The organism is Mesobacillus persicus (assembly GCF_900109925.1).
GTDB lineage: Bacteria > Bacillota > Bacilli > Bacillales > Cytobacillaceae > Mesobacillus_B > Mesobacillus_B persicus.
The window spans coordinates 296,448-317,745 of record NZ_FOBW01000001.1; the positions used below are offsets into that span (position 1 = coordinate 296,448).

Annotated in this window: 19 protein-coding genes; 7 read left to right on the top strand and 12 right to left on the bottom strand. The window is 40.7% G+C overall.

Annotation, left to right across the window (positions count from 1 at the left end; genetic code table 11):
- The first annotated feature begins 2 nt into the window (after positions 1-2).
- Genes BMX30_RS01455 through BMX30_RS01470 form a run of 4 tightly spaced genes read left to right on the top strand, consistent with a single transcriptional unit; the run spans position 3 to position 3,277 of the window.
- Complete coding sequence (locus BMX30_RS01455) at positions 3-890, top strand: putative selenate ABC transporter substrate-binding protein (protein WP_090740479.1); 888 nt, start codon at positions 3-5, stop codon at positions 888-890.
- A gap of 10 nt (positions 891-900) precedes the next feature.
- Positions 901-1,653: a phosphonate ABC transporter ATP-binding protein gene (gene phnC / locus BMX30_RS01460; RefSeq protein ID WP_090740481.1), complete on the top strand. Its 753-nt coding sequence runs from the start codon at positions 901-903 to the stop codon at positions 1,651-1,653.
- Between the two features lie 2 nt (positions 1,654-1,655).
- Complete coding sequence (locus BMX30_RS01465) at positions 1,656-2,444, top strand: PhnE/PtxC family ABC transporter permease (protein WP_090740483.1); 789 nt, start codon at positions 1,656-1,658, stop codon at positions 2,442-2,444.
- Entirely contained in the window at positions 2,441-3,277 is an 837-nt protein-coding gene (locus tag BMX30_RS01470) for a PhnE/PtxC family ABC transporter permease (RefSeq protein WP_090740485.1), read from the top strand. Before BMX30_RS01465 ends, BMX30_RS01470 begins: the two co-directional genes overlap by 4 nt.
- Positions 3,278-3,313: 36 nt before the next feature.
- Here BMX30_RS01470 and BMX30_RS01475 read toward each other — a convergent pair whose 3' ends face one another.
- The 7 genes from BMX30_RS01475 to BMX30_RS01510 form a co-directional block, all read right to left on the bottom strand.
- Positions 3,314-3,505, bottom strand: coding sequence for a nitroreductase family protein (locus BMX30_RS01475; RefSeq protein ID WP_090740487.1), 192 nt, complete (start codon positions 3,503-3,505; stop codon positions 3,314-3,316).
- Positions 3,506-3,610: 105 nt separating this feature from the next.
- Positions 3,611-4,147: an HD domain-containing protein gene (locus tag BMX30_RS01480; protein ID WP_090740489.1), complete on the bottom strand. Its 537-nt coding sequence runs from the start codon at positions 4,145-4,147 to the stop codon at positions 3,611-3,613.
- Positions 4,148-4,438: 291 nt separating this feature from the next.
- Positions 4,439-7,861, bottom strand: a complete 3,423-nt coding sequence (locus BMX30_RS01485) for a hypothetical protein (RefSeq protein WP_090740491.1) — start codon at positions 7,859-7,861, stop codon at positions 4,439-4,441.
- A 1,224-nt stretch (positions 7,862-9,085) separates the two neighbouring features.
- The gene (locus BMX30_RS01495) at positions 9,086-9,802 is read right to left on the bottom strand and encodes a 3-ketoacyl-ACP reductase (protein ID WP_090740495.1); all 717 of its coding nucleotides are present in this window, start codon (positions 9,800-9,802) and stop codon (positions 9,086-9,088) included.
- A 126-nt stretch (positions 9,803-9,928) separates the two neighbouring features.
- Positions 9,929-10,600 (bottom strand): GNAT family acetyltransferase, encoded by a 672-nt coding sequence (locus tag BMX30_RS01500; RefSeq protein WP_090740497.1) that lies wholly within the window; start codon positions 10,598-10,600, stop codon positions 9,929-9,931.
- Positions 10,601-10,621: 21 nt separating this feature from the next.
- Positions 10,622-11,497 carry a carbon-nitrogen hydrolase family protein gene (locus BMX30_RS01505; RefSeq protein ID WP_090740875.1) on the bottom strand — a complete coding sequence of 292 codons (876 nt, stop codon included), beginning with the start codon at positions 11,495-11,497 and terminating at the stop codon, positions 10,622-10,624.
- 444 nt (positions 11,498-11,941) lie between these two features.
- A complete protein-coding gene (locus BMX30_RS01510) occupies positions 11,942-12,862 on the bottom strand; it encodes a S66 peptidase family protein (protein WP_090740499.1) in 921 nt (306 codons plus the stop codon).
- Positions 12,863-13,060: 198 nt separating this feature from the next.
- Between BMX30_RS01510 and BMX30_RS01515 the strand changes: the two genes are divergently transcribed.
- A complete protein-coding gene (locus tag BMX30_RS01515; RefSeq protein ID WP_090740500.1) occupies positions 13,061-13,366 on the top strand; it encodes a hypothetical protein in 306 nt (101 codons plus the stop codon).
- A gap of 69 nt (positions 13,367-13,435) precedes the next feature.
- Here the strand turns inward: BMX30_RS01515 and BMX30_RS01520 are convergent, their stop codons facing one another.
- Positions 13,436-14,797 carry an aspartate kinase gene (locus tag BMX30_RS01520; protein ID WP_090740502.1) on the bottom strand — a complete coding sequence of 454 codons (1,362 nt, stop codon included), beginning with the start codon at positions 14,795-14,797 and terminating at the stop codon, positions 13,436-13,438.
- 150 nt (positions 14,798-14,947) lie between these two features.
- Positions 14,948-15,568, bottom strand: a complete 621-nt coding sequence (locus BMX30_RS01525; protein WP_090740877.1) for an NUDIX hydrolase — start codon at positions 15,566-15,568, stop codon at positions 14,948-14,950.
- A 196-nt stretch (positions 15,569-15,764) separates the two neighbouring features.
- On the opposite strand from BMX30_RS01525, the gene BMX30_RS01530 reads away from it, so the two are divergent.
- Positions 15,765-16,556: an HAD family hydrolase gene (locus BMX30_RS01530; RefSeq protein WP_090740504.1), complete on the top strand. Its 792-nt coding sequence runs from the start codon at positions 15,765-15,767 to the stop codon at positions 16,554-16,556.
- A 53-nt stretch (positions 16,557-16,609) separates the two neighbouring features.
- Here the strand turns inward: BMX30_RS01530 and BMX30_RS01535 are convergent, their stop codons facing one another.
- The 3 genes from BMX30_RS01535 to BMX30_RS01545 form a co-directional block, all read right to left on the bottom strand.
- Positions 16,610-17,761: a lactate 2-monooxygenase gene (locus BMX30_RS01535; RefSeq protein WP_090740506.1), complete on the bottom strand. Its 1,152-nt coding sequence runs from the start codon at positions 17,759-17,761 to the stop codon at positions 16,610-16,612.
- Positions 17,762-17,917: 156 nt separating this feature from the next.
- Positions 17,918-19,342, bottom strand: a complete 1,425-nt coding sequence (aspA, locus tag BMX30_RS01540; RefSeq protein ID WP_090740507.1) for an aspartate ammonia-lyase — start codon at positions 19,340-19,342, stop codon at positions 17,918-17,920.
- Between the two features lie 13 nt (positions 19,343-19,355).
- The gene (locus BMX30_RS01545; protein WP_090740879.1) at positions 19,356-19,757 is read right to left on the bottom strand and encodes a VOC family protein; all 402 of its coding nucleotides are present in this window, start codon (positions 19,755-19,757) and stop codon (positions 19,356-19,358) included.
- A 279-nt stretch (positions 19,758-20,036) separates the two neighbouring features.
- Between BMX30_RS01545 and BMX30_RS01550 the strand changes: the two genes are divergently transcribed.
- Entirely contained in the window at positions 20,037-21,212 is a 1,176-nt protein-coding gene (locus BMX30_RS01550; protein WP_090740509.1) for a MerR family transcriptional regulator, read from the top strand.
- Positions 21,213-21,298: the final 86 nt, after the last annotated feature.

Below are 21,298 nucleotides of genomic sequence, written 5' to 3' on the forward strand. Positions count from 1 at the left end.
AGATGAAAAAACAACTCACTTTTTTATTAGGAATGATCATGATTCTTTTCTTAGCAGCTTGCGGGAACTCTGAGGATAACAATGAAGCAGATGAGACAACTGAAGACAAACAAGTAGAGATGATTAAGATTGGGATGATTCCCGATCAAAATGCAGCGGAAATTAACCGTGGAATGGAAGATTTTGCAAAAGACTTAGCTGAAAAGACAGGTTTTAATGTTGAATTCGTTCCTTCTGTTGATTATGCTGCGCTTGTTACAGCGTTTGAACGTGGCGAAATACAGCTAGCATGGTTTGGTGGATTAACAGGTGTGCAGGCTAGAAACCTTGTCCCTGAGGCCGAAGCAATTGCTCAGCGCCCGATTGATGAGAAATTTGAATCTGTTTTTGTTGCTCAAGCAGATTCAGGAATTGAATCATTGGAGGATCTTAAGGGGAAAACCCTAACTTTTGGTAGTGAAAGCTCAACTTCTGGACATTTAATGCCTCGTTACTTTATGATGGAATCTGGAGTCAACCCGAACGAAGACCTTGATGGAAATCCAAACTATTCAGGTTCGCATGACAAAACTTATAAATTAGTAGAGTCAGGTGCCTTCCAAGCAGGTGCTCTTAATATTTCTGTTTGGGAAGCAGCGGTTGCTGAAGGCAATGTCGATACAAACAAGGTTACAGCCTTCTATACGACTCCTGAGTATTATGACTATAACTGGACAGTCAATAAAATGGACGAAGAAACTAAAGCAACATTGAAAGAGGCGATTCTTTCAATGAAAGCTGGTGACAATGAAGTAATGGACCTCCTCTCTGCTGAGAAATTCATTGAAACAAAGAATGAAAACTACTCTGCGATTGAGGAAGTTGCGAAAGAACTAGAGATTATCAAGTAGGTGACACCGTGTGTCTGAAAAGAACATAATAGAAATTAACCAAATATCGAAAAACTATGAGCGGAAGATAGCCTTATCTTCCCTTTCTTTTGTTGTGGAAAAAGGCGAATTGATCGCTCTTATTGGTCCGAGTGGAGCAGGAAAAACCACACTCCTCAACTTACTAGCCTCGATTCTTGAGGCGGATAGTGGAGAGTTGTTGGTTGATGGGAAGCCAATGAGCCAATTTTCTGACCAAAAGAAGCGTGCAAAAAAAATCGGCATCATCCGTCAACAGTTTGACCTCGTTGGTCAATTGCCCGTTATTCATAATGTGCTCGCCGGGCGCTTGGCAGATTGGGGCTTCTTCAAATCCTTATTTAACTTATTTATTCCACAAGAACGGCAGGAAGCAACAACAGCTCTAAAGCGAGTCGGCCTTCCTGACAAATTGTATGAACGCACCTCAAATCTATCAGGTGGAGAGCAGCAGCGCGTGGCTCTGGCAAGGCTACTAATGCAGAAGCCAGAAATCATTCTTGCGGATGAACCAGTTGCCTCACTTGATCCAGCGAGAGCAGACGATGTTTTAGATATGCTGACAAAACTGGCAAAAGAGGAACATCAAACCGTTATCGCTAGTCTCCATTCTGTTGATTATGCACGTAAGTATTTTACAAGATTGATTGCTCTTAAAAATGGGAAATTATTCTTTGACCTCCCTGCTGACCAAGTAACCGATAAACAGCTTGAGGAGCTCTATCAGTTGAAGGAGCTGAGTTAAAGATGCTCTCATTTGATCTTCATAAAAGAAAGTTTTTAACTGTCTTTTTACTCCTATTATTTGCATGGAGTTTAATGGGTGTAAATTGGCAAGAAGGTGTTATGCATTCCAGTGGGATTAGTACGGCAGGTGAAATTTTTGCTGCCATGTTTACCCCTGACTTGAGCATGGATATTCTGCTCCTAGCGGCTGAATCTTCTTGGCTTACACTCGCTTATGCAACCGCCGGGATGAGCCTTGCACTTATACTGGCACTCATTTTTGGCATCCTCGCTTCGGGTGTGCTTTCGTCTGGAAAGCGGTCGAGAACTTTGATGAAGGGTTCATTTCGTGGAGTGCTTGGGTTTATGCGAGCGATTCATGAGCTTGTCTGGGCCTGGTTATTCGTTGCTTCATTTGGCCTTTCCCCCTATGCAGCAATTTTTGCACTAGCGATTCCGTATGGAGGCATTCTTGGCCGGATCTTTGCTGACATGATTAATGATGTACCTGAGGAGCCAATTAAAGCACTCAGAGCGACCGGAGCCTCTAGGTTACAATGTCTCTTTTATGGTTACCTTCCCAGTGTAAAAAACAGTATGATTAGCTATACAATGTACCGCTACGAGTGTGCAGTCAGGTCTTCAGCGATTATGAGTTTTGTAGGTTTAGGCGGCCTTGGTTATCAAATTCAGCTTTCGTTAGATGACCTTCATTATGATGAAGTATGGACGTTTTTATATTTCCTTATCATCCTTGTCGTAATTATTGATGGTTGGAGCAATATGTTAAGAAGGAGGATGGCGCAATGAAAAAACGTAGATCTCCTTTTCTCACCTTTTCCTTTTATGCCTTCCTCCTCTTAATTGCTAGTTCCTGGTACTTTGTAATTGGAATTAAAAATGCGAGCTTAACGGAGCTGTTTTCTAAGGAAAATCTTGAGTACGCAACTAAGTTCTTTAAAGGTTTACTTGGGGTTGGTCAAGAGGAAATTGCCTTTTTGAATCGTGACAGCTGGTCAGATGCCTTTAAACTAACGGTTGAAACTTTGCAAATGAGTATTATGGCGATTGGATTCTCGACCATTGTCATGTTTCTCACCGTCATTCCGGCGGCTAGAAATGTTGCTGACGGAACCTTAACGCTTTCTAGAAGATGGTACCGTTGGTTTGTATTTGGTCTCATTCGTGTTTCTTATATTTTTAGTCGAGCGATTCCTGAGCTTGTGTGGGCAATGATTGTTATCTTTATTTTTAAGCCTGGGATTCTTCCAGGAGCCATTGCTTTAGCTCTTCATAATTTCGGTATACTTGGTAAACTCTGTGCTGAAGTCATTGAGGATACAGATTCTCGCCCGATCAGAAATCTTGCTTCAGCCGGCGCAAATCGTGCACAAATACTAATGTATGGGGTGTTTCCAACTGTACTCCCTCAATTCCTAACGTACATCCTCTACCGCTGGGAAGTCATTATGCGTACAACCATTGTCGTTGGATTTGTTGGTGCGGGCGGATTAGGACAAGAGTTTAAACTTAGCATGAGCTTTTTCCATTATACCGAGATCACACTCCTGTTGATTTGCTATCTGATTCTGGTCATTATTGCCGACTATATATCGGAGAAATCAAGATTTTTCGTGAAATAAAAACGAGCCCTTATTGAGGCTCGTTTTTTAGTTGACTTAAGATTGGCTGAACTTTTCATAATGCACCATTGATTCTCTCGGTAGCATTTCTTTCGCGACCGGCTCTGTTTCTGGGTATCCCAAACCTAAGATTGCAACCACACGCCGATCTTCGGGAACGTCCAAGGCATGTCGAACATGGTTTTCTCTGCGTTTTCTACATGCTTTAGGATATTTTCTACTCAGCAACATTTCCTCCCCGACATTGGTAAGAATCCACCGCAGATAAGCCATTAAATAGAAAAAAACGAGCACCTTCTGGCTCGCTTTTCACATGCCTATTTTTTAAACAGACTAAGACAGCCTTTGCTCCTTAGCTAAACCAAGTTCGGCATCAATCAGTTGATCGAGGCGAATTATGCTTTCCCTTGCCCTGTCTATTTTGATTGTTCGATAATGATGGGCGCCCCCTTCTTCTTCATCCTTTTCGTCGGCCCATTTGACGATTTTTTGTAGAGTGGTCCGCTCTATATCATTTGTAGGCAGGAAAGAATCGGTGTGAAATAAAATCGCGAGTGCGGTCTCCTTCGCTTGAACTGGATTTTCACCTAACCGGATTAGCAATTTATGTGCTCTTTCGGCGCCTTTAATCGGGTGGATATCGTTTTTTCGGTACAATTCATAATCCCATTTCCCGTTCCGGTACCAAGTGAAATGACCAATATCATGGAGAAATCCCGCTTTGGCAGCTATGTCGACATTCTCTTTGTATTGTTTTGCGAGATGAAACGCATGGTACGCAACAGCAATAGCGTGGGCAAATCCCGAGCGCTTAACGTATTTCTGCGTAATATGATGTTCGAAAATATTCAGTAAGGTGACGTCTCTCATGAATCATTCCTCCTTTGTTTTTAGCGTACCCTTAACATCTATTTTTGCTATATATCATTTTTAAAATGTCTCATGCTTTCAAAATTGCCAACTCACTTTTTTGATAATTTTTGTGAGGATAACATAGATTTTTAACCTTCACAAGTGGTTTGCGAGAAAAAGTTACAATTATCAGAATTTGTTCGTTTATACAATTTATTAAATTAAGGTGGAAAGTGTCCAATAAAGAAGCCCTTTCACGTATAAAAAAGACCAATCTTATAAGGAAGATTGGTCTTGATTGGTTTGTCTTTAGTCCCACTGCTTTAGTTTCTTTCTAATTGCTTCTATTATTTTGCTGAGCAATGTCTTTTCTCCTCTGGCAGCTTTTTGTTTATTCCACTCGTTAAAGCTCGCAATTGTTATTAAAAGCGTTCCAACAATGAGTAGGTAACCCCACCAAGGCAAATTCCCCCAAAATGGTTTTGTCTGTAAGAATACGTTTAGCAACAAGACACCTGAACCAACAAAGAAGTAAGCCTTGATCCGAAGCCACATACCAGCGAGTAATGATACAAGCGAAAGGGACCCTAGGATAAGTGCATCGTATATAGTTGAACTAGCAAGGCCATCTGCTACTAGCAACAAGGATACTAGAAGGAGAACGGCCCATTGAATATAGTTCATCAGACTATTCCATTTCCCCCTCAGAGTAACTTTTAGATAAATCATTAAAAGAACCCAAGGAAGGAGAATGGCTTCTTGTTGCCATAAAGGGTGTAACTCTAGTTCGTTCAAGATTGTATAGTATGGTAGCAACAAATAGGCACCCGCAAGGAAGGTTAAGCTAAAACGAATTTCACTAGGAACTCTTAGCCGTTGAGTCCATAAGGCAACGGATATAAGAACCCCATGGACAATTCCTGCCCAGAAGGTTTCCGACCGGAACAAATATATGGAAGCAAAGAACAAAAATGCCGCTATCGTATACCCATCCACTTTTACAACAGGAAGCTTTTCCCCCGGTTCCCATAATCTCTTGTACATAATGCAGCCTGTAGCAAGAAGACCTACACCTATTCCCGCTAGCAAAAAGACGTCAACCAATGCACTGTATTCAGCCGTACGAATAAACTCCAATGTCCCAAATAGGAAGAACAAAAGTGGTAAAATTGCAAGGTTACCCCACTTTCCTTGATGGAGCAATACGAGCAATCCGACCACGTATCCTGTGAGGATGAGATATAAAGTTCCTGTAAACGGATAAACGCTTAGTAAATCGATTAAGCCAAGTAACGAAAATGGAACAAGATAATAAAACGTTCTTTTTTTAAACAGCTTATTTGCAAGCGTATAGTATACACCAAGCGTTATGCTCGCCAGTAAGAATGCGTAATGACTTAATGCCTCCCCAACAAACAGTCGGAGCCCGGCATCCAATGCTAAGAATAAGGTTGTAAAAGCGCCGTAAAGGAATAGCTTTATGGACCATTCCACACGGGTAAAACGGATGGAAATCACATAGATAACCACACCCATCAGCAAGGGCCAAGTTGATTCGGCACCAAATGCAAAGTAAGTGAGTAATAACGCAGGAACAAGATAAATTTGACCCACCCATGCAAAAGCGATAGCCAATTCCCTATCCCTTCTTTTCAACCACAGCGAGATGAGCAATACAACCATTCCACCCATTCCAAGTACAAAGGAGTCCATTGTCCTCGTAAATTCGATTTGGTCGTGAAGTGGGATTTGAATGATGAAGTAAAAGGCTAACGAGCTCCCAGCTACAACGCTTCTCATCCATTTATAATCGGTAAACCGATACATGATATAGAATAGGAAAATCCCGACAAACCATAAGGACGGCCTGACTATCATGTTGTCCATCGGTAAGATCACTGAATAAAGCAACGCTAAAGCGTAGAAAACTTGCCCAGTTAAAAATGAACGGTTAGTAAGTTCTTTCAGTTGAAGCTTCAATAAAATCCAAGATGTGAACAGTGTAAGGATTCCTGCACTTGCAAAGTGAAACGGCCTGCCAAGATCCTCGGAATAAAACAATGAATGAAAATACAATTCTTCTCCGAAACACACAATGGAAATCCCGATGACTATTGGAAATAGCCAAGGGGTTATGAGGCGAGAAGGCTTTCTCTTATCTATTTTTACCATCACAAATAAGACAGTTCCGAGAAACAACAGCATCAAACCTAATTCCCACCATTGAGAAAGCAAAAAGCCGACCCAAATAACTAAGCTCATAATGATGAAACCTACGTCTCGGAAGCTTTGCTTGATTACTTGCAGCCATTTATGACCAATCATCCAACCAATTAAAAACAGAATATATCCGATAAAAAAGATTGGTAGAGTATAGATAGTAAAATCCAGCCATTGATCAAGAATCCGAACCCCTTCAAATAATGCTGATGCGAGAAACACTGGGCTTAAATAACGAAATAAACGGGCAGATTCGGTATTAGCTAAATAAATAAAATTTGCCGTAATCATTAGGTAAGCAAGCAACAGAATAATGGATGGTTCATCTGCCCTTAGTAACATCCCTTCAACACTTATGTACAGAAACGCAAGGATGGAGACAACCGCACTTGTCGACCTGAATGCCTTATCCAACCCAAATTCCTTGGTTATAAATCGAGGCACTAATAAAAAAACGATACCTACAAGAGCAAAGCCCATAGGACTGATAGCGTCAAAAGTCCAGCTCTCAAAGATCTGGTAAGCCGCATAAACGAGCATCACACTAAAAACAAAATGGTACTGCTTTTTACCGCTCACATAGATCATCGCTAAATAGATACAAGCTGTTAGTATGAGGTTGAAACCATAAAATACTTGGTGTTCATAGAAAAACAGAAGCAATAAAGTCGATAGAACTAAATTTACCTGAGCGAAAGGTGCGAGTTCGTTCGTAAACAGAGGCTGCGTGCCACGTTTTTTCATCGTTTGAACTCCAATCACAAGTCCGCTGTTGTAAAGCATCATACCTAAGTAAAATGCGTCAATCCCCCATCCAACTGCCCTTAATAAAAACGCTGCCCCGGCTGTTAAGGCGATCAACGAAAACCACACAAATAGACGCGAGGTAAGTCTTTGGGCAATGATTGCGTATATTGGCAAAATCAATATACTACCAATTACACCTAAGAGAAACTTCCCTTCTCCTTCAAAAGAGAGAAATTCGCCCAATAATTGAAACCATCCTAATGACAGGATAAAGATCGGAATAAATAAACTTCCAAGGACAATAAATGCGAATGCCGTTTTCTCAATTTTTAATAGTTTAAGGGCTATTAACGCAATTCCATAAAATAGAAGTGAAACCAAACCAATGGATGCTGCTTTCATCAAGTCGGACATAGTTGCCCAATTACTTGTAGCAACAAACAGCCCGCCGATAAGCAGTAAAATAACCCCTAGGTTAAGTAGCCATGAAATGTTTCGCTCTCGGATTTCTTCATTAGTTAATTTCCGCTTTTTCGTGGATTTTTGCATTTTAACCTGCGTCGTTGCAACATTAGGTTTTTCTCTTATGGACTGAGCTGCTGCTAATGTTCGAGCTTCCTCTTCTTTCGTGATTAAATCACGGGAGTATTGATTATGTACTGCGATGAGATGATCGATTTCTTCTTGCTCTAGATATCCTTGCCGTTTTAATGTATATAATTCATCTCTAAAAATCCTTCTTCTCTCTTCCCTGTTGTTATCCATTTTCCCCTCCCATTATTGCAAATACCCCACACTAAAATGTTACATGAAGACCAGTGAATTTTGCACCATTATCTGTAATTTAGTTAATTGATATTATTCGACAAAGGCGAGACGGAAGAATAAAACGGTGTCCACACCACCCATTCTTTGTTGGTTAATTATCCACAATTTGAAAAACTTATTCACAAAACAACTTGTCCACAAGGTCTTTTGGCCTAAAAAGAAGTTATCCACAATTATTGAAATAGTAACTTCGTTTTTCTTTTTTAAGAACAACGGTATATAGCTATAACACAAGTGAGTAACTGTATTACACGCGAGGGTTAACTGTTTCATTCTCATATTAGCACCTGGTACTAATTATGTCCATTGAGTTGTACTCTTGGTGCGGACACTTCGGTGTTTCCTAGTAGATAACCTCCCCTCCCCTATCGGAGGTTATTGTGGGGGTTGAAAAATAGACTTTGCCTATAAAAAACTGCCATGCTGAACGTGAGTGGGTTCTGCTTTGAAGTAAAAAATACGAATTAACCTTGCATTCGGAAAGTAATTCGCACAAAAAATAAAAAACAATTTGGTAAGTAAATCAGAAATGAAAAAAGCTTGGAGACATATATATGCTCCAAGCTTTTTTATCCCAGTTATGCGCTGGTTAGCGATTTCCAAAATTTCAAGAAATGCCAGTAAATTAGCAATTAAAATAAGGGGAGAAATTCCTCTTATTAAGGAAATAGCACGAAAAATAGATTAAATAGAGGGAAAGATTCCCCCTATTTACTAGAAAAACATGAAAATGGACCATTTTGACTGCCTTAGAGGGAAAAACTCCCCTTATATCCCCAAACCAAGCGCTATTCTGCTGGCTAAGGGGAAAAACTCCCTTTATTTAAACAATCAGAAGTTACTCAATTAAGGATAAGAAAGAATGTCTGCTTCATTATCTACCTTCCAGACATTAACACGCACCTCTTGCTAGTTAAAAATCATTTATAGCACCACCTATTTTCATGCCGACAAAATCTATGACACAATGTTCAAAGGGGGTTCGAAATTCAGGTCGCATTCCCCGTTTATTTTATTAAACCCGTATATATATAAACAAAAAAAGAAGCAGTCTAATTCAGTTGTGAATAGGACTGCTAACTTGTGTGCTAATTCAATTTTTGTATTCGAAATCAGAACCCGTCAGCTGAACGCATGACAGTATTTTTTAGTTAGTTTTTTTTATGGATTCGTTGACCATAGACCGGTTGATTTCACGAACACACGCGGATGGAGTTTGAGTTGGGCAATCATCATTTCAGCAAGATCTTCTGCTTGCATGACTCGTTCAGTATTTTCGCCAACGAGATTATTTTCAACTGCCAGATCCGTTGCAACTGTACTTGGAGTCATTGCTGTTACTCGAATATTGTGTTTTCGAACTTCCATTAATAACGACTCTGTCAGACCTAGAACGGCAAATTTAGAAGCACTATAGGCGCTTGTTACAGGAGCACCCTTTTGACCCGCTGTAGAAGAGATGTTGATGATATCGCCAGCCTTCCGTTCAATCATTTCAGGAAGAACGGCTCTTGTCACATAATATGTACCCATTAGGTTTACTTGAATAATCTTTTCCCATTCTGCAGGCTCAAGTTCTAAAAAGCCGCCAAATTTTGCCGTACCAGCATTATTGATTAGAATATCAATAGGCCCTAACTCAGAGCGAATATGTTCGACAGCATGCTCAACTGATGCTAAATCCGCTACATCAGCAGCTGCTCCAGAAACATTTACGCCATATTCCTCTAACTCTTCTGTGACTTTTTCCAAATTGGTTAACGTTAAGCCTAACAGTCCGACGTTAACCCCCTCTTTCGCCAGAGCGATCGCAGCAGCGCGACCAATTCCTCTACCGGCTCCTGTTACTAAAGCTGTTTTTCCTTTAAGTGATTGCATATATACATTCTCCTTCCGTTGTCAGGTATTATAGAAAGCAAACTAAAGAACTACCTTGTATAGTTTGCCCAAAAAGATTGGGACCAACAAAAGTCGGCCCCAAGTTGTTTTATCTCTATAGCTTTCCTATAGCTCTAAAAGATGAACCATTTCTTTGCTCTTTAATTGTTCAATCATATCTAACCAAGCTTGCGGTTTATCCGGCAGCACTGAATAATACGTTGAAAGGAAATCAACAACCAAAGTCGATTTCAATTCATTCACAGAATCATCTAAGGGCATAAAACACAAATCGAGCCCTTCAACCGCTGTTCCATCATTTTCCCACGATGGGTGGACATACGGAAAATCTAGTCGCTTATATCCTAAATGGGATAAAACTTCTCGCCGCACATAAGGATCCATGGTCTTTACGCCACCAAAGTCATGGTCGCCAATCCGATATGGATCATAGATTTCTGCGAACATCCCATTTAATTCAACGCCATTTTGACTTGCAAGCTCCTGTAGGTCTTCCATTCGCTTGTTAGCAATGAAGCGCCCAAGACCAAGTCCAGGTCTTCCAATGATGGTAAAATCGGTCATCGCAATATTCCATTCCGGATAGTAACGGTACTCCGTTACTCCCACCACTTCCTCTTGATGCACAGCAACAAAAACACGTATCGATGGATCCTCCAATGGCCCCTTCCATAAGTCAAAGTCCAACACCTCTTCAGGTGGGAAGACTTCTTTCATTAATTGATGGAGTTTAGCGAATAGTGGATCATCAATGCTAGTAACTCGAATATAGTCCATCAAAAAGTAGCTCCTTTTTCCTTAGATTCTCTCTGCTTCTTTTTCCCAATCGGTATAGAGGTCAGTCCTACGGTCACGCCATGTTGTAACAGACCCACGAGCGCGTACCTCGTAGAGTAAATTCAGGTCAAGGTCAGCAGTAACAATCATATCATCATTTAATTCCCCTTCAGCCATAAGGCCTTTAGGTGGAAATGGAATATCATTCGGTGTAATGATGGCAGCCTGCCCGAAATTTGCTCTCATAAAGTCAACTGTCGGCAATGAACCGACCGTACCGGTTAGAACAACGTAAACCTGATTTTCGATTGCTCGGGCATGACTTGTATAGCGCACACGATGGAATCCGTGGCGATCATCTGTACAAGACGGACAAAAGATAACATCAGCACCCTTTGCTTTGGCCATACGGACGATTTCAGGAAATTCAATATCATAACAAGTTAACAAGGCAATTCTACCTTTATCTGTATCGAAAATACGGAAGTCATCTCCAGCAGACATATTCCATTCATCCACTTCAGTTGGAGTAATATGGAGCTTAGCTTGCTCCTCAATCCGTCCGTTTGGATAAAACAAGTGTGCGACATTATATAGTTTATTGTTCCGAGAAATCACGTGAGTGCCACCAATAATATGCATTCCTGTATTAATCGCTAGAGCCTGAAATAAGTCTAAATACTGTTCCGTGAACCCTGGTAATTCGCTGATTGTCAAGCTTGTTTCTTGTTCACTGCCAATTGATAGCAGCTGAGTTGTAAAAAACTCGGGAAACAGGACAAACTCGGACCCATATTCTTGAGCGGTTTTAACGTAGTGCTCACATTGGGCCGCAAATTCTTCAAACGACTTAATGGTATGAAGATGATATTGAACTGCAGAAACTCTCATTTTCATACGATAATCCCCCCAAGCTTTAGATAAATGTTCGAACCAAGAAAAAACATCGACAATCATTATATAGCATCCCCAGTGGAATGGATACAATTTTATGTCCAATATTGGAAAATGTTCTAATGCCTATCATCTGCATAGAAACAAAGCCTGACTAGATTAATTAGTCAGACTGATCATGGTTCATCGATTGATAATCATACAAAAGGATATATAGGCTGTCAAGAAATAAGCAAGCGTATAGAAGTCGATATTCATTTGTTATCTATGTGATATTAAATGATAGCACAAAGCTATCATCATCTATCTACTTATTTCGACATTAATCAAACGTTTGATTAATGTTTCGGCAGAAATCGTGTAAATACGCCAAAATTAGTTTTTGAACTATAAAAGAATTCAGAAAACTGTCGTGTTCTGCGCTTCCCCGAGAAATAGTTGTTGCTGTTAACTAAGAATTCCACTCTCCACATGTAATCGCCTCATCTTCGTATCTAGCATGGCGGTTACATTTAATGGGATAGCAAAATTCGGAGAGCAATGACCTATCTGAAAGCCTCTTAACGCAGGCCTATTGCTTAACCTAACATAATGATTAATCACTTCTTCAAGCGTCAACGATGGCCCTGACTCTGCGACACAATGATTGAAATCGCCAAAAACAATTCCTGCTGAGGACTGAAGTTTGCCAGCCATGTATAGTTGGTTTAGCATACGATCAATCACACGAGGTTGTTCACTAATTTCCTCAATAAATAATATCTTCCCTTTTGTTTCGATTTCAAACCTAGTTCCTAGTGAACTTGTGATTAAAGATAAGTTCCCGCCAACAAGTGGGCCAACAGCGATCCCATTAACAATCGGCTCAAGAGTCGAAATCTGCTCTGTGTATTCAATCGGGCTGGGTGAAAAAAGTTGGCTAAAAGATAGCTTTGTTATCAGGTCCACCTCTTCCTCACCCAGGTCTGAGGCAATCATAGGTCCGTGAAAAGTAACGAGATCTGTTAGTTGGGTAATGGCTAGATGTAAAAAAGTAATATCACTATAGCCCCAAAAAATCTTTGGGTTTTCCTTAATCAATTGATAATCAATCATCGAGGCGATTCGCGCTGTTCCATACCCACCCCGAGCACAAAAAATCGCACTTATTTCCTTGTCTCTGAACATGGAATGTAAGTCTTCTACTCGCTCTTCATCCGTACCAGCAAGGTAGCCTTGTTGATTAAAAACATGATTTCCGAGTTTTATGTTTAAGCCTAATTGATTGAGAAAAATAAGGCCCTTTTCTAGTTTCTCGGGCTGTGGCGTCCCAGCAGGAGCAATGACTCCAACGGTATCTCCTTTTTGTAGTCTTTTTGGTTTTATCATCTGGGGGTCCCTCCTATTCAGAGGTAATCTATGATGGAATCATGCTTTTATGACAAATTGGGTAAATCCAGGGGAGTATCATTAAAAATGGTATGACCCAATCGGTACAAGCATATAGTTTAGAAGGAGTGAGCTGCGGTTTTCTTTCGATTCTTCAATGCAATAGAAGGTAAAAAAAGATGGAGGTGAGAAAATTACGTGCGGACCTTTATTCCTTTAGGACTGTTTTTCATTTTACTATTAGGAGTCATCGAATTAACGATAAATGAGGTATTGGAGTCCTCTTCTGATGGAGCGGTTATGGTTAGTTCGTTTAAAGATGAGTCAGAGCTCCAAAATGAAGTAATTCCCTCTTTAGAGATGTTTCTCGTAAGCCAAGAGGATGAGGGCAAGGAGATTCTTGAAACGTATAGAGAGTACGAAGTGTACTACAATGAAAATGGTGAAGTGGAAAGAAAAGAGCCGACCTCACATTATGAATACATCCGTTATAAAAAATACTAAGTCTTACAAAGAATGAATAGTTAAAGAAGCACGGCCTCCTAATGAAGGCCGTGCTTTTCTTAACTCTATTTACGCGATCACACCAGCAAAAAACTCATCATATAATGCTTGGACCGCTTTCTTTTCATCGGTCTCATTGACACCGAACATCATACTGACCTCAGATGATCCTTGGTTGATCATTTCAATATTAACTCCGCTGGTAGCAAGGGCTTTTGCAGCTCTTGCCATAGTCCCTACATTGCAACGCATTCCTTCACCAACGACCATAATTAGGCTTAGGTTGTGCTGTATTTTCACTTCATCTGCCTGCAACTCATTTTTAATCCGCTGCAAGATATCTTGTTCAAACACAAAATTCATTTGTCCTTGGTTTAAAATAATCGAGATATCATCAATACCTGAAGGCAAATGCTCGTAGGATAGCTCGTATTCTTCTAAAATCTGCAGGAGTTTCCGGCCGAAACCAATTTCTCGATTCATTAGATATTTGCTTACATAAATGCTGCAAAATCCTTTATCACTGGCAATTCCGATTACAGGACCATTTTCATTTTTACGCTTATTTACAATCCTTGTCCCTGGTGCAGTTGGGTTATTGGTATTGCGAACATGTACAGGAATACCTGCATGAAAAGCCGGCATAAGGGCTTCATCGTGAAAAACTGAAAATCCAGCGTAGGAAAGTTCACGCATTTCGCGATAAGTTAGCTCGCGAATTTCTTTCGGATTTTGCACGATACCAGGGTTTACTGAACAGACTGCATCCACATCAGTGAAATTTTCATACACATCTGCTTTTACGCCGTTGGCTAAAATCGAACCTGTTATATCTGAACCACTTCGGGAGAAGGTAACAATATCCCCGTCCTTCGTATAACCGAAAAATCCTGGAATAATTAAAATGCCTGGTTTGTTCCTAAGCTCGTATAAATTATCATACGTTTCAGGAAGGACCTGAGCATGACCAGGTTCATCACTTACAAGTAGTCCAGCATCCTTCGGGTTAACATATTGAGCGTCTACTCCTCTGGATTGAAAATAGGCGGCAACCAGTTTGGCGTTATTATCCTCGCCACTTGCCTTAACAGATTCCATAAAATGCTCACGACTTTTTGAGCGATCTGCCAATAGCTTAAGCAAATCATCTGTAATAATTTCAACAATCTCCTCAGTAAGCCCTAGTTCGTTTGCAATTGCGGTGTATCTTTGGATGACGGCATCAAAAAACTCGCCACCCTCACCCGTTTCCATCACATGCTCTCCACAAGCAATTAAAAGGTCCGTCACTTTAATGTCGTCAGGATACCTTTTACCTGGTGCAGAAACAACGACTACTTTTCTTTCTTGATCTGAAGTTATGATATTAAATACTTTTTCTACCTGCTCACCGGAGGCTAAAGAAGAGCCCCCAAATTTAACGACTTTCATTTTTCATCCTCCGCTATAGTTTTGTTTTCCATTATACCTTTAACTTTCAAAGATGCAAGAATTTTCCCTTTTGTTAGAAGAATTAAACTAAAATGAACATTACAAAGTTAAGTCAATATAAAGTACTGAACCGAGTACTAGGTATAAAAACTATTCTATTGCGGTTACTTTGAGAAAATGCGTTAGAATTCTAGCAGTGAGCCCCCATATTACATGTCCATCATAGGAATAGAAATATTCATCCATATGTCTTGTTTGCCAATTATAGTTCTCGCCACCAACAATCAAGTCAAAAGGAAACCCATCTTCTGGCTGGACTTCGAAATGAATCTTATATCGGTCGGGCTCCGTTTCTTTTAGGTAAGAAAGAGGGACTGTGAAAACCTCGCCGACTTCGTCTGGATTAGGTTGAAGTTTATCGATGTCTTCAATGATTCCAACAAATGGATAGATAATTGTGCCGAATGCGGAAACCATGTAATCTAGTGGAATAACATCGGAAATGTCGGTTTCATGGATTCCAAGTTCTTCGGTTGTTTCCCTGATAGCACATTGTCTCTCATCAAAGTCATTTTTATCTAACTTCCCTCCAGGAAAACACACTTCGTTTGGTTGTCTGCGCATGTGACTCGCCCTTACTTCAAATAAAACATGCGTTTCTCCATCTTTTTCTACAAGGGGCAAAAGGACAGAAACTTTAAAAAAATCCTCTTCCCCGAGGATACCCGGCTTTCTGCCTTTTAGTTTGTTTAGGATTTGTTTAGATTCCATCATTTTCACCTCTCCTATACGGTCATTTTTTATTATACAACTAAACATGGAGAAACATGATGCAAATGCTTTTTTCGGTTACGTCAGAATCAGGGCATCTTTTGTGAAGAAGGTATTTTTGACTGAAGATTTGAGCCAAACATCTAAAAACGGTAAAATGGGAAAAAGAATCTATGTTCATGTTAGGAGAGTAATAATGACAGCCTACAAAATATTATTTCTCGATATTGATGGGACCCTTCTTCGTCCTGACCACACGATGGAACAGTCCACGAAAAAAGCGATTTCTCAAGTCCAGAAGCAAGGGATTGAAACTGTGCTAGCGACCGGTAGGCCGATTCATGAAATTACCGAGCTTGGTACTGAGCTCAAGATTGAATCTTTTATTGGCTACAATGGTGCTTTAGCCCTTTACAAAGGGGAGAAAGTTTTCGCCGAGCCGATGGATGTAAAAAGTGTCGAATATTTCCTTGAAGTCGCCGCTATCCACAAGCATGATATCGTTTTATATTCGAGTACGACAAATTTCTTTACCTCATTGGAAAGCCCTAAGGTTAAAGCATTCATTGAGACGTTTGATCTGCGGAAAAACGAAAATTATACAGACGACAACGTGGGAGATATTCTTGGGATGACGATTATTACTGATAGTGAAACCGGTAATGATCGCTATTCCCTTGAAGAGGGCATCCACTTTTCACAAGTACATGTGAACGGCATGCGACACTGTTTCGACGTCATTCGCGACAAAGTCAACAAAGGGGTTGGCATCCAGGTTTTGCTTGATCGCCTAGGTATCCCAAAAAGCAGCGCGATTGCCTTTGGGGATGGGATGAATGATAAGGAGATGCTAAGCACCGTTGGCGAAGGATTTGCGATGGGAAATGCGCATGAAAATCTCTTTCAATATGCAAAGCATAAAACAACATCGGTAACAGATTCCGGAGTGTATAATGGATTAAAATCGCTTGGGTTAATAGAGGAGTAAAATAAAGGGACCTATTATTTTTTTATAGGTCCCTTCTCTTATTTGAAAATCATCTACATCTTTCTCAGAAGCGACTTATCAAGCTCTCGAACCGATGTCCTTCCAGACAGCGCTAGGGTTAAATCTAAGTCCGCAATCAAATTACGCAGCACTTGCTTCACTCCAGCATCCCCAGCGAGAGCAAGTCCGTAAATATAAGGTCTTCCAACAAGCACAGCTTTGGCACCTAGCGCAACCGCCTTTATGATATCAGCTCCACGTCGGATTCCACTATCCATCAGCACCGGAATCTCGCCATTTACTACTTCACAAATTTCTGGTAGTGCCTCAATCGCCGAAATCGCTCCATCCACTTGGCGACCACCATGATTGCTCACAATGATTCCGTCCATACCATATTCAATTGCAAGCTTTGCGTCTTCAGGATGTAGGATACCTTTTAATAAAATTGGTAGAGATGTCTGCATTCGAATAAATTGTAGGTCCTCCCATGTCAAGCCAGGATTTCCAAACACCTGAGACCATTGCGTCACCGCTCCAATGAGATCTTCCTGTGGCGGTTTGGCTAATCGCGAACAAAATACGGGGTCTTCAAGGTAGTTGCCAATTCCTTGTCCCATTAAAAACGGTAAATAGGCATTTTCAATGTCTTTTTCACGCCATCCCATCATTGGTGTATCAAGGGTCACGACAATCGCCCTGTACCCAGCATTCTCTGCCCTTTTCACCATTGAGGCTGCAATTTCTCGGTCCGAGCTCCAATAAAGCTGAAACCACTTTAGTCCATCTTCCCCAGCAGCTGCGACCTTTTCAAGGCTATGGGTCGAGGCTGTACTTGAAATGAATGGTACTCCGACAGAAGCGGCAGCACGAGCGGAGGCAATTTCTCCTTCGGGATGCACAATTGACTGCACACCAACGGGTGCACAAAGCACGGGGTATGGGAGTGTTTGACCGAATAATTCCACACTTAAATCCCTGTTTGTCGTATCACGAAGCATACGCGGAACGATTTTCCACTGGTTAAAAGCTTCTTGATTGGACTTAGCCGTCACTTCCGCTCCAGCTGAAGCCGCAACATAATAATAAGGAGAAGCTTCGAGCTTTTCCTTCGCAGCTGCTTCAAGCTCTTCATATGAAACCGGAACGACCGCTTGCTCCTGCTCCTTGTATACCTTTAACTGTACGTGATTGCCATAACTCATCGAAATCCTACCTCCTCTTAGAAATACAACGCTTTCATTTTTATATGTACTATAGATATAGCATAAGAGGAGGTTGGTTGAGAGTCAACTGAATTTTCAGAATTAACATAAAGTAAGAACCCACTTCTAGTTTTAAGAAGGTGGGTTCTACTATCATCAATCTTTATTTAATAGCTCTTCGGCTGCAATTCCTGGATTGGTCATTTCAAAAGGATTTAGAATTAAATCAAGCTCTTCCTCTGTTAATACATCGTAAGCAAGGCAAAGCTCACGAACCGATTTACCAGTTAGAATCGCTTCTCGTGCTATTCTAGCAACCACTTCATAGCCAAGATGTGGATTAACTGCGGTAATGATCCCAACGCTACGGTCGACATCCTGCTGCAACTTTTCTTTATTCGCTTCAATCCCCTTTACGCAGTGCTCGGTAAAGACATGGAAGGCATTGTTCATTATTGAAATTGATTGAATTAAATTAAATATGAGCACAGGCTCCATCACATTTAATTCAAGCTGGCCCGCTTCTGATGCAAGGCAAACTGTGTTGTCATTTCCAATTACTTGGAAAGCCACTTGGTTGATAACCTCGGCCATTACCGGGTTGACCTTCCCTGGCATAATCGAGGAACCTGGCTGTCGTGGCGGCAAAGAAATTTCGTTAAAACCGACCCTTGGTCCAGATGCCATTAATCTTAAGTCATTGGCAATCTTCGACATATTCATCATACATACTTTTAATGCAGCCGATACTTCTGTATAGGCATCTGTATTCTGGGTGGCATCGACAAGATGTTCAGCGTTGACGAGTGGTTGTCCACTGATTTCGGCCAGATGCACAACTACGCGTTTGATGTATTTTGGGTTGGCGTTTAAGCCCGTACCAACGGCAGTGGCACCCATATTTACCTCATAAAGATCCATCCGCGTGTTTTTTATCCGTTTGATATCTCTTGCTATCACCCTGCTATATGCCTTGAATTCTTGGCCTAGCCGAATTGGAACCGCGTCTTGTAGATGGGTTCGTCCCATTTTTATATAGGAGTCGAATTCTTCTGCTTTCTGCTCAAATGCTTCGTGCATGGTTTTCATTGTAACAAGCAACTGCTCCAATAATGATAGCACCGAGATATGCATCGCTGTTGGAAAAGCATCGTTGGTCGACTGTGCCATATTGACATGTGTATTTGGGCTTAATTTAAAATAATCGCCTTTTTTCTCACCCATAATTTCGAGTGCACGATTGGCGATCACTTCATTCGCGTTCATATTAATGGAAGTACCTGCTCCACCTTGAATCGGGTCTACGATGAACTGATCATGCCATTCGCCATCAATGATTTCATCTGCAGCTTGAACGATTACATCTCCTAGTCCCTTATATAATCGACCAACTTCCATATTCGCTAAGGCAGCTGCTTTTTTCACCATTGCTAATGCCCGGATTAACTCGCCATGGATGCGGTAACCTGTGATTGGAAAATTTTCAACCGCTCTTAATGTTTGGATACCATAATAGGCATCAATCGGTACTTCTCTTTCTCCTAAAAAATCTCTTTCAATCCTAATTTGTGATTCAGACAAGTGTGCATTCCTCCTATTGCTGTTTTGAATAATTCAAGCCCCAGGTGATACCGAAACGGTCTTTTACAACACCATGCTTTGCACCCCAAAAGGTGTCTGATAATGGAAACGAAACCGTTCCACTCTCAGCGAGCTTTTCATATACAGTTGAGATTTCTTCCTCACTGCTCATTTCCATAACAAGTTGAAAGTTGTTTCCTGGTATGTGATTCGATGCAAAAATATCAGTTAAGTATAGAATGCAACTTTCAGTGATATGTAATTCGGAATGAATATACTTTCCCTCATGTCCTTTGAACATTTCAACTCCATCGGCAAGCTGAGTGTTTTTAACTTCCCCACCAAACACTTCTTGATAGAAGCTAAGTGCATCCTTGCAGTTTTCTACTGCTAAATTGACAATAATTGATTTCATACTCTCCTCCACAACCTTTTTCATCATACTCCCTTATTGTAACCGAAACATAAAAACCTTTGCCAAGATTATAACCTTGATTTTGAGTATTGTTGTTTGTCAAAAGCCCTATGTAATTGTTGTTTTTTGCAGGTGCTTAGGGAATCCCCACTTCTTTTGATAGCTTTTGTCATCTAGCAGGAAAACGGGGACCCCTTTGCGGAATTTCAATACTACAAACAAAAAAATTGGTTCCATCACTACAACGGACAAATTTTAAATAAAGAAAGGGTTGGCAAAATGAATCAATTTACGAAGGCGTATACGATTAAAGAAGTTTCAAAAATGATCAGTGTTCCGTCGGGTACTATCCGTCAATGGGAAAAAGACTTGGACGGTTTACTTGTAATCCCACGAACAAGACAAGGAGCTAGATTTTACACTGATCATGAAATTGAACTTCTTGAAAATATAAAAAGAATGCGTAGTAAGAACTTGAGCAAGGATATGATACGTGAACTCATGGAAAAGCACATGAACATGATTTCGCAAGAGGATTCCGAACCAGTCGAAACGACACTTCCTGCTGTTCAGGAAGAGCAGTTACCGGCTGAGCAAGCTCCTGAATTTGATGTTGAGGGCTTTTTTAATGCGCTTGAAACGTATAAACATGATCTACTTCAAGATGTAAGAGCGGAAATTCGCAATGGGCTCCGAACTGAAATTGTCGATGAGGTGAGAAAAGAAATTGCCTCTAATTCCCGTGAAACAGTTAAAGCCTTATCTTTATCGATTCAACGCTCAAAAGACCGGATGAAAGCCGATTTAACGGAACTTTCGGAGCATGTGTCCGAAGCTTCTGAAAGGACTTCCGAATCCGTCGCAAGTCTTTCCGAAGTCACCGCGCATACAGCTGGGAAGGTCACTTCGCTTTCAGAAGACATTACGAAGCTTTCAAAAGGGACAACGACGGAAATATCGAATTTAACTTCAAATGTTACGAAAATCACCAACGGGACAAAAAAGGAAGTCTCCGCTATTAAAGAGAACTTGAGTAAGCTATCGAAAGGTACCTCTAAGAACCTTTCAAATCTCTCAGAGAACGTTACGAAGCTTTCAAAAGGTACTTCGAAAGAAATGGCGGCTCTTACAGATAACGTTGCGAAGCTTTCAAAGGGGAGTTCCGAAGAAATTCGTGCCCTTGCTGAAAGATTAGATGAATCTTCCGAAGAATTTAAAATTCTAACTGATTATCTTTCTAAAAACAAAGAAATGACCACTTCGGAGTTAAGCACGATGAATGAACAACTTGCCATGGATCGAGAGTATTATCTTGAAACGCTTAAATTAGAAAGAGAACAATTTCGAGGTGAAATTCAAAAACGTGATGAAATCTTCAAAGATATGGTTGTTACCTATCGTGAAGCAGCTGCTGCGAAAGACCCTTTGAAGAAATGGTGGCAACTTTGGAAGTAACGTTCATCCAAGCAGTGGGACAATCAGACCTACTGCTTTTTGTGTGTAAAGAAAAATAACTAGCCTCACCCCCAACGAAGTATAGT

Coding starts and splice junctions, on each gene's coding strand:
- BMX30_RS01550 (WP_090740509.1), top strand. CDS start 20,037: ATGAATCAATTTACGAAGGCGTATACGATTAAAGAAGTTTCAAAAATG.
- BMX30_RS01545 (WP_090740879.1), bottom strand. CDS start 19,757: ATGAAATCAATTATTGTCAATTTAGCAGTAGAAAACTGCAAGGATGCA.
- BMX30_RS01495 (WP_090740495.1), bottom strand. CDS start 9,802: ATGCAATCACTTAAAGGAAAAACAGCTTTAGTAACAGGAGCCGGTAGA.
- BMX30_RS01520 (WP_090740502.1), bottom strand. CDS start 14,797: ATGAAAGTCGTTAAATTTGGGGGCTCTTCTTTAGCCTCCGGTGAGCAG.
- BMX30_RS01455 (WP_090740479.1), top strand. CDS start 3: ATGAAAAAACAACTCACTTTTTTATTAGGAATGATCATGATTCTTTTC.
- BMX30_RS01505 (WP_090740875.1), bottom strand. CDS start 11,497: ATGAAAATGAGAGTTTCTGCAGTTCAATATCATCTTCATACCATTAAG.
- BMX30_RS01530 (WP_090740504.1), top strand. CDS start 15,765: ATGACAGCCTACAAAATATTATTTCTCGATATTGATGGGACCCTTCTT.
- BMX30_RS01480 (WP_090740489.1), bottom strand. CDS start 4,147: ATGAGAGACGTCACCTTACTGAATATTTTCGAACATCATATTACGCAG.
- BMX30_RS01465 (WP_090740483.1), top strand. CDS start 1,656: ATGCTCTCATTTGATCTTCATAAAAGAAAGTTTTTAACTGTCTTTTTA.
- BMX30_RS01470 (WP_090740485.1), top strand. CDS start 2,441: ATGAAAAAACGTAGATCTCCTTTTCTCACCTTTTCCTTTTATGCCTTC.
- BMX30_RS01500 (WP_090740497.1), bottom strand. CDS start 10,600: ATGGACTATATTCGAGTTACTAGCATTGATGATCCACTATTCGCTAAA.
- BMX30_RS01525 (WP_090740877.1), bottom strand. CDS start 15,568: ATGGAATCTAAACAAATCCTAAACAAACTAAAAGGCAGAAAGCCGGGT.
- BMX30_RS01485 (WP_090740491.1), bottom strand. CDS start 7,861: ATGGATAACAACAGGGAAGAGAGAAGAAGGATTTTTAGAGATGAATTA.
- BMX30_RS01535 (WP_090740506.1), bottom strand. CDS start 17,761: ATGAGTTATGGCAATCACGTACAGTTAAAGGTATACAAGGAGCAGGAG.
- BMX30_RS01510 (WP_090740499.1), bottom strand. CDS start 12,862: ATGATAAAACCAAAAAGACTACAAAAAGGAGATACCGTTGGAGTCATT.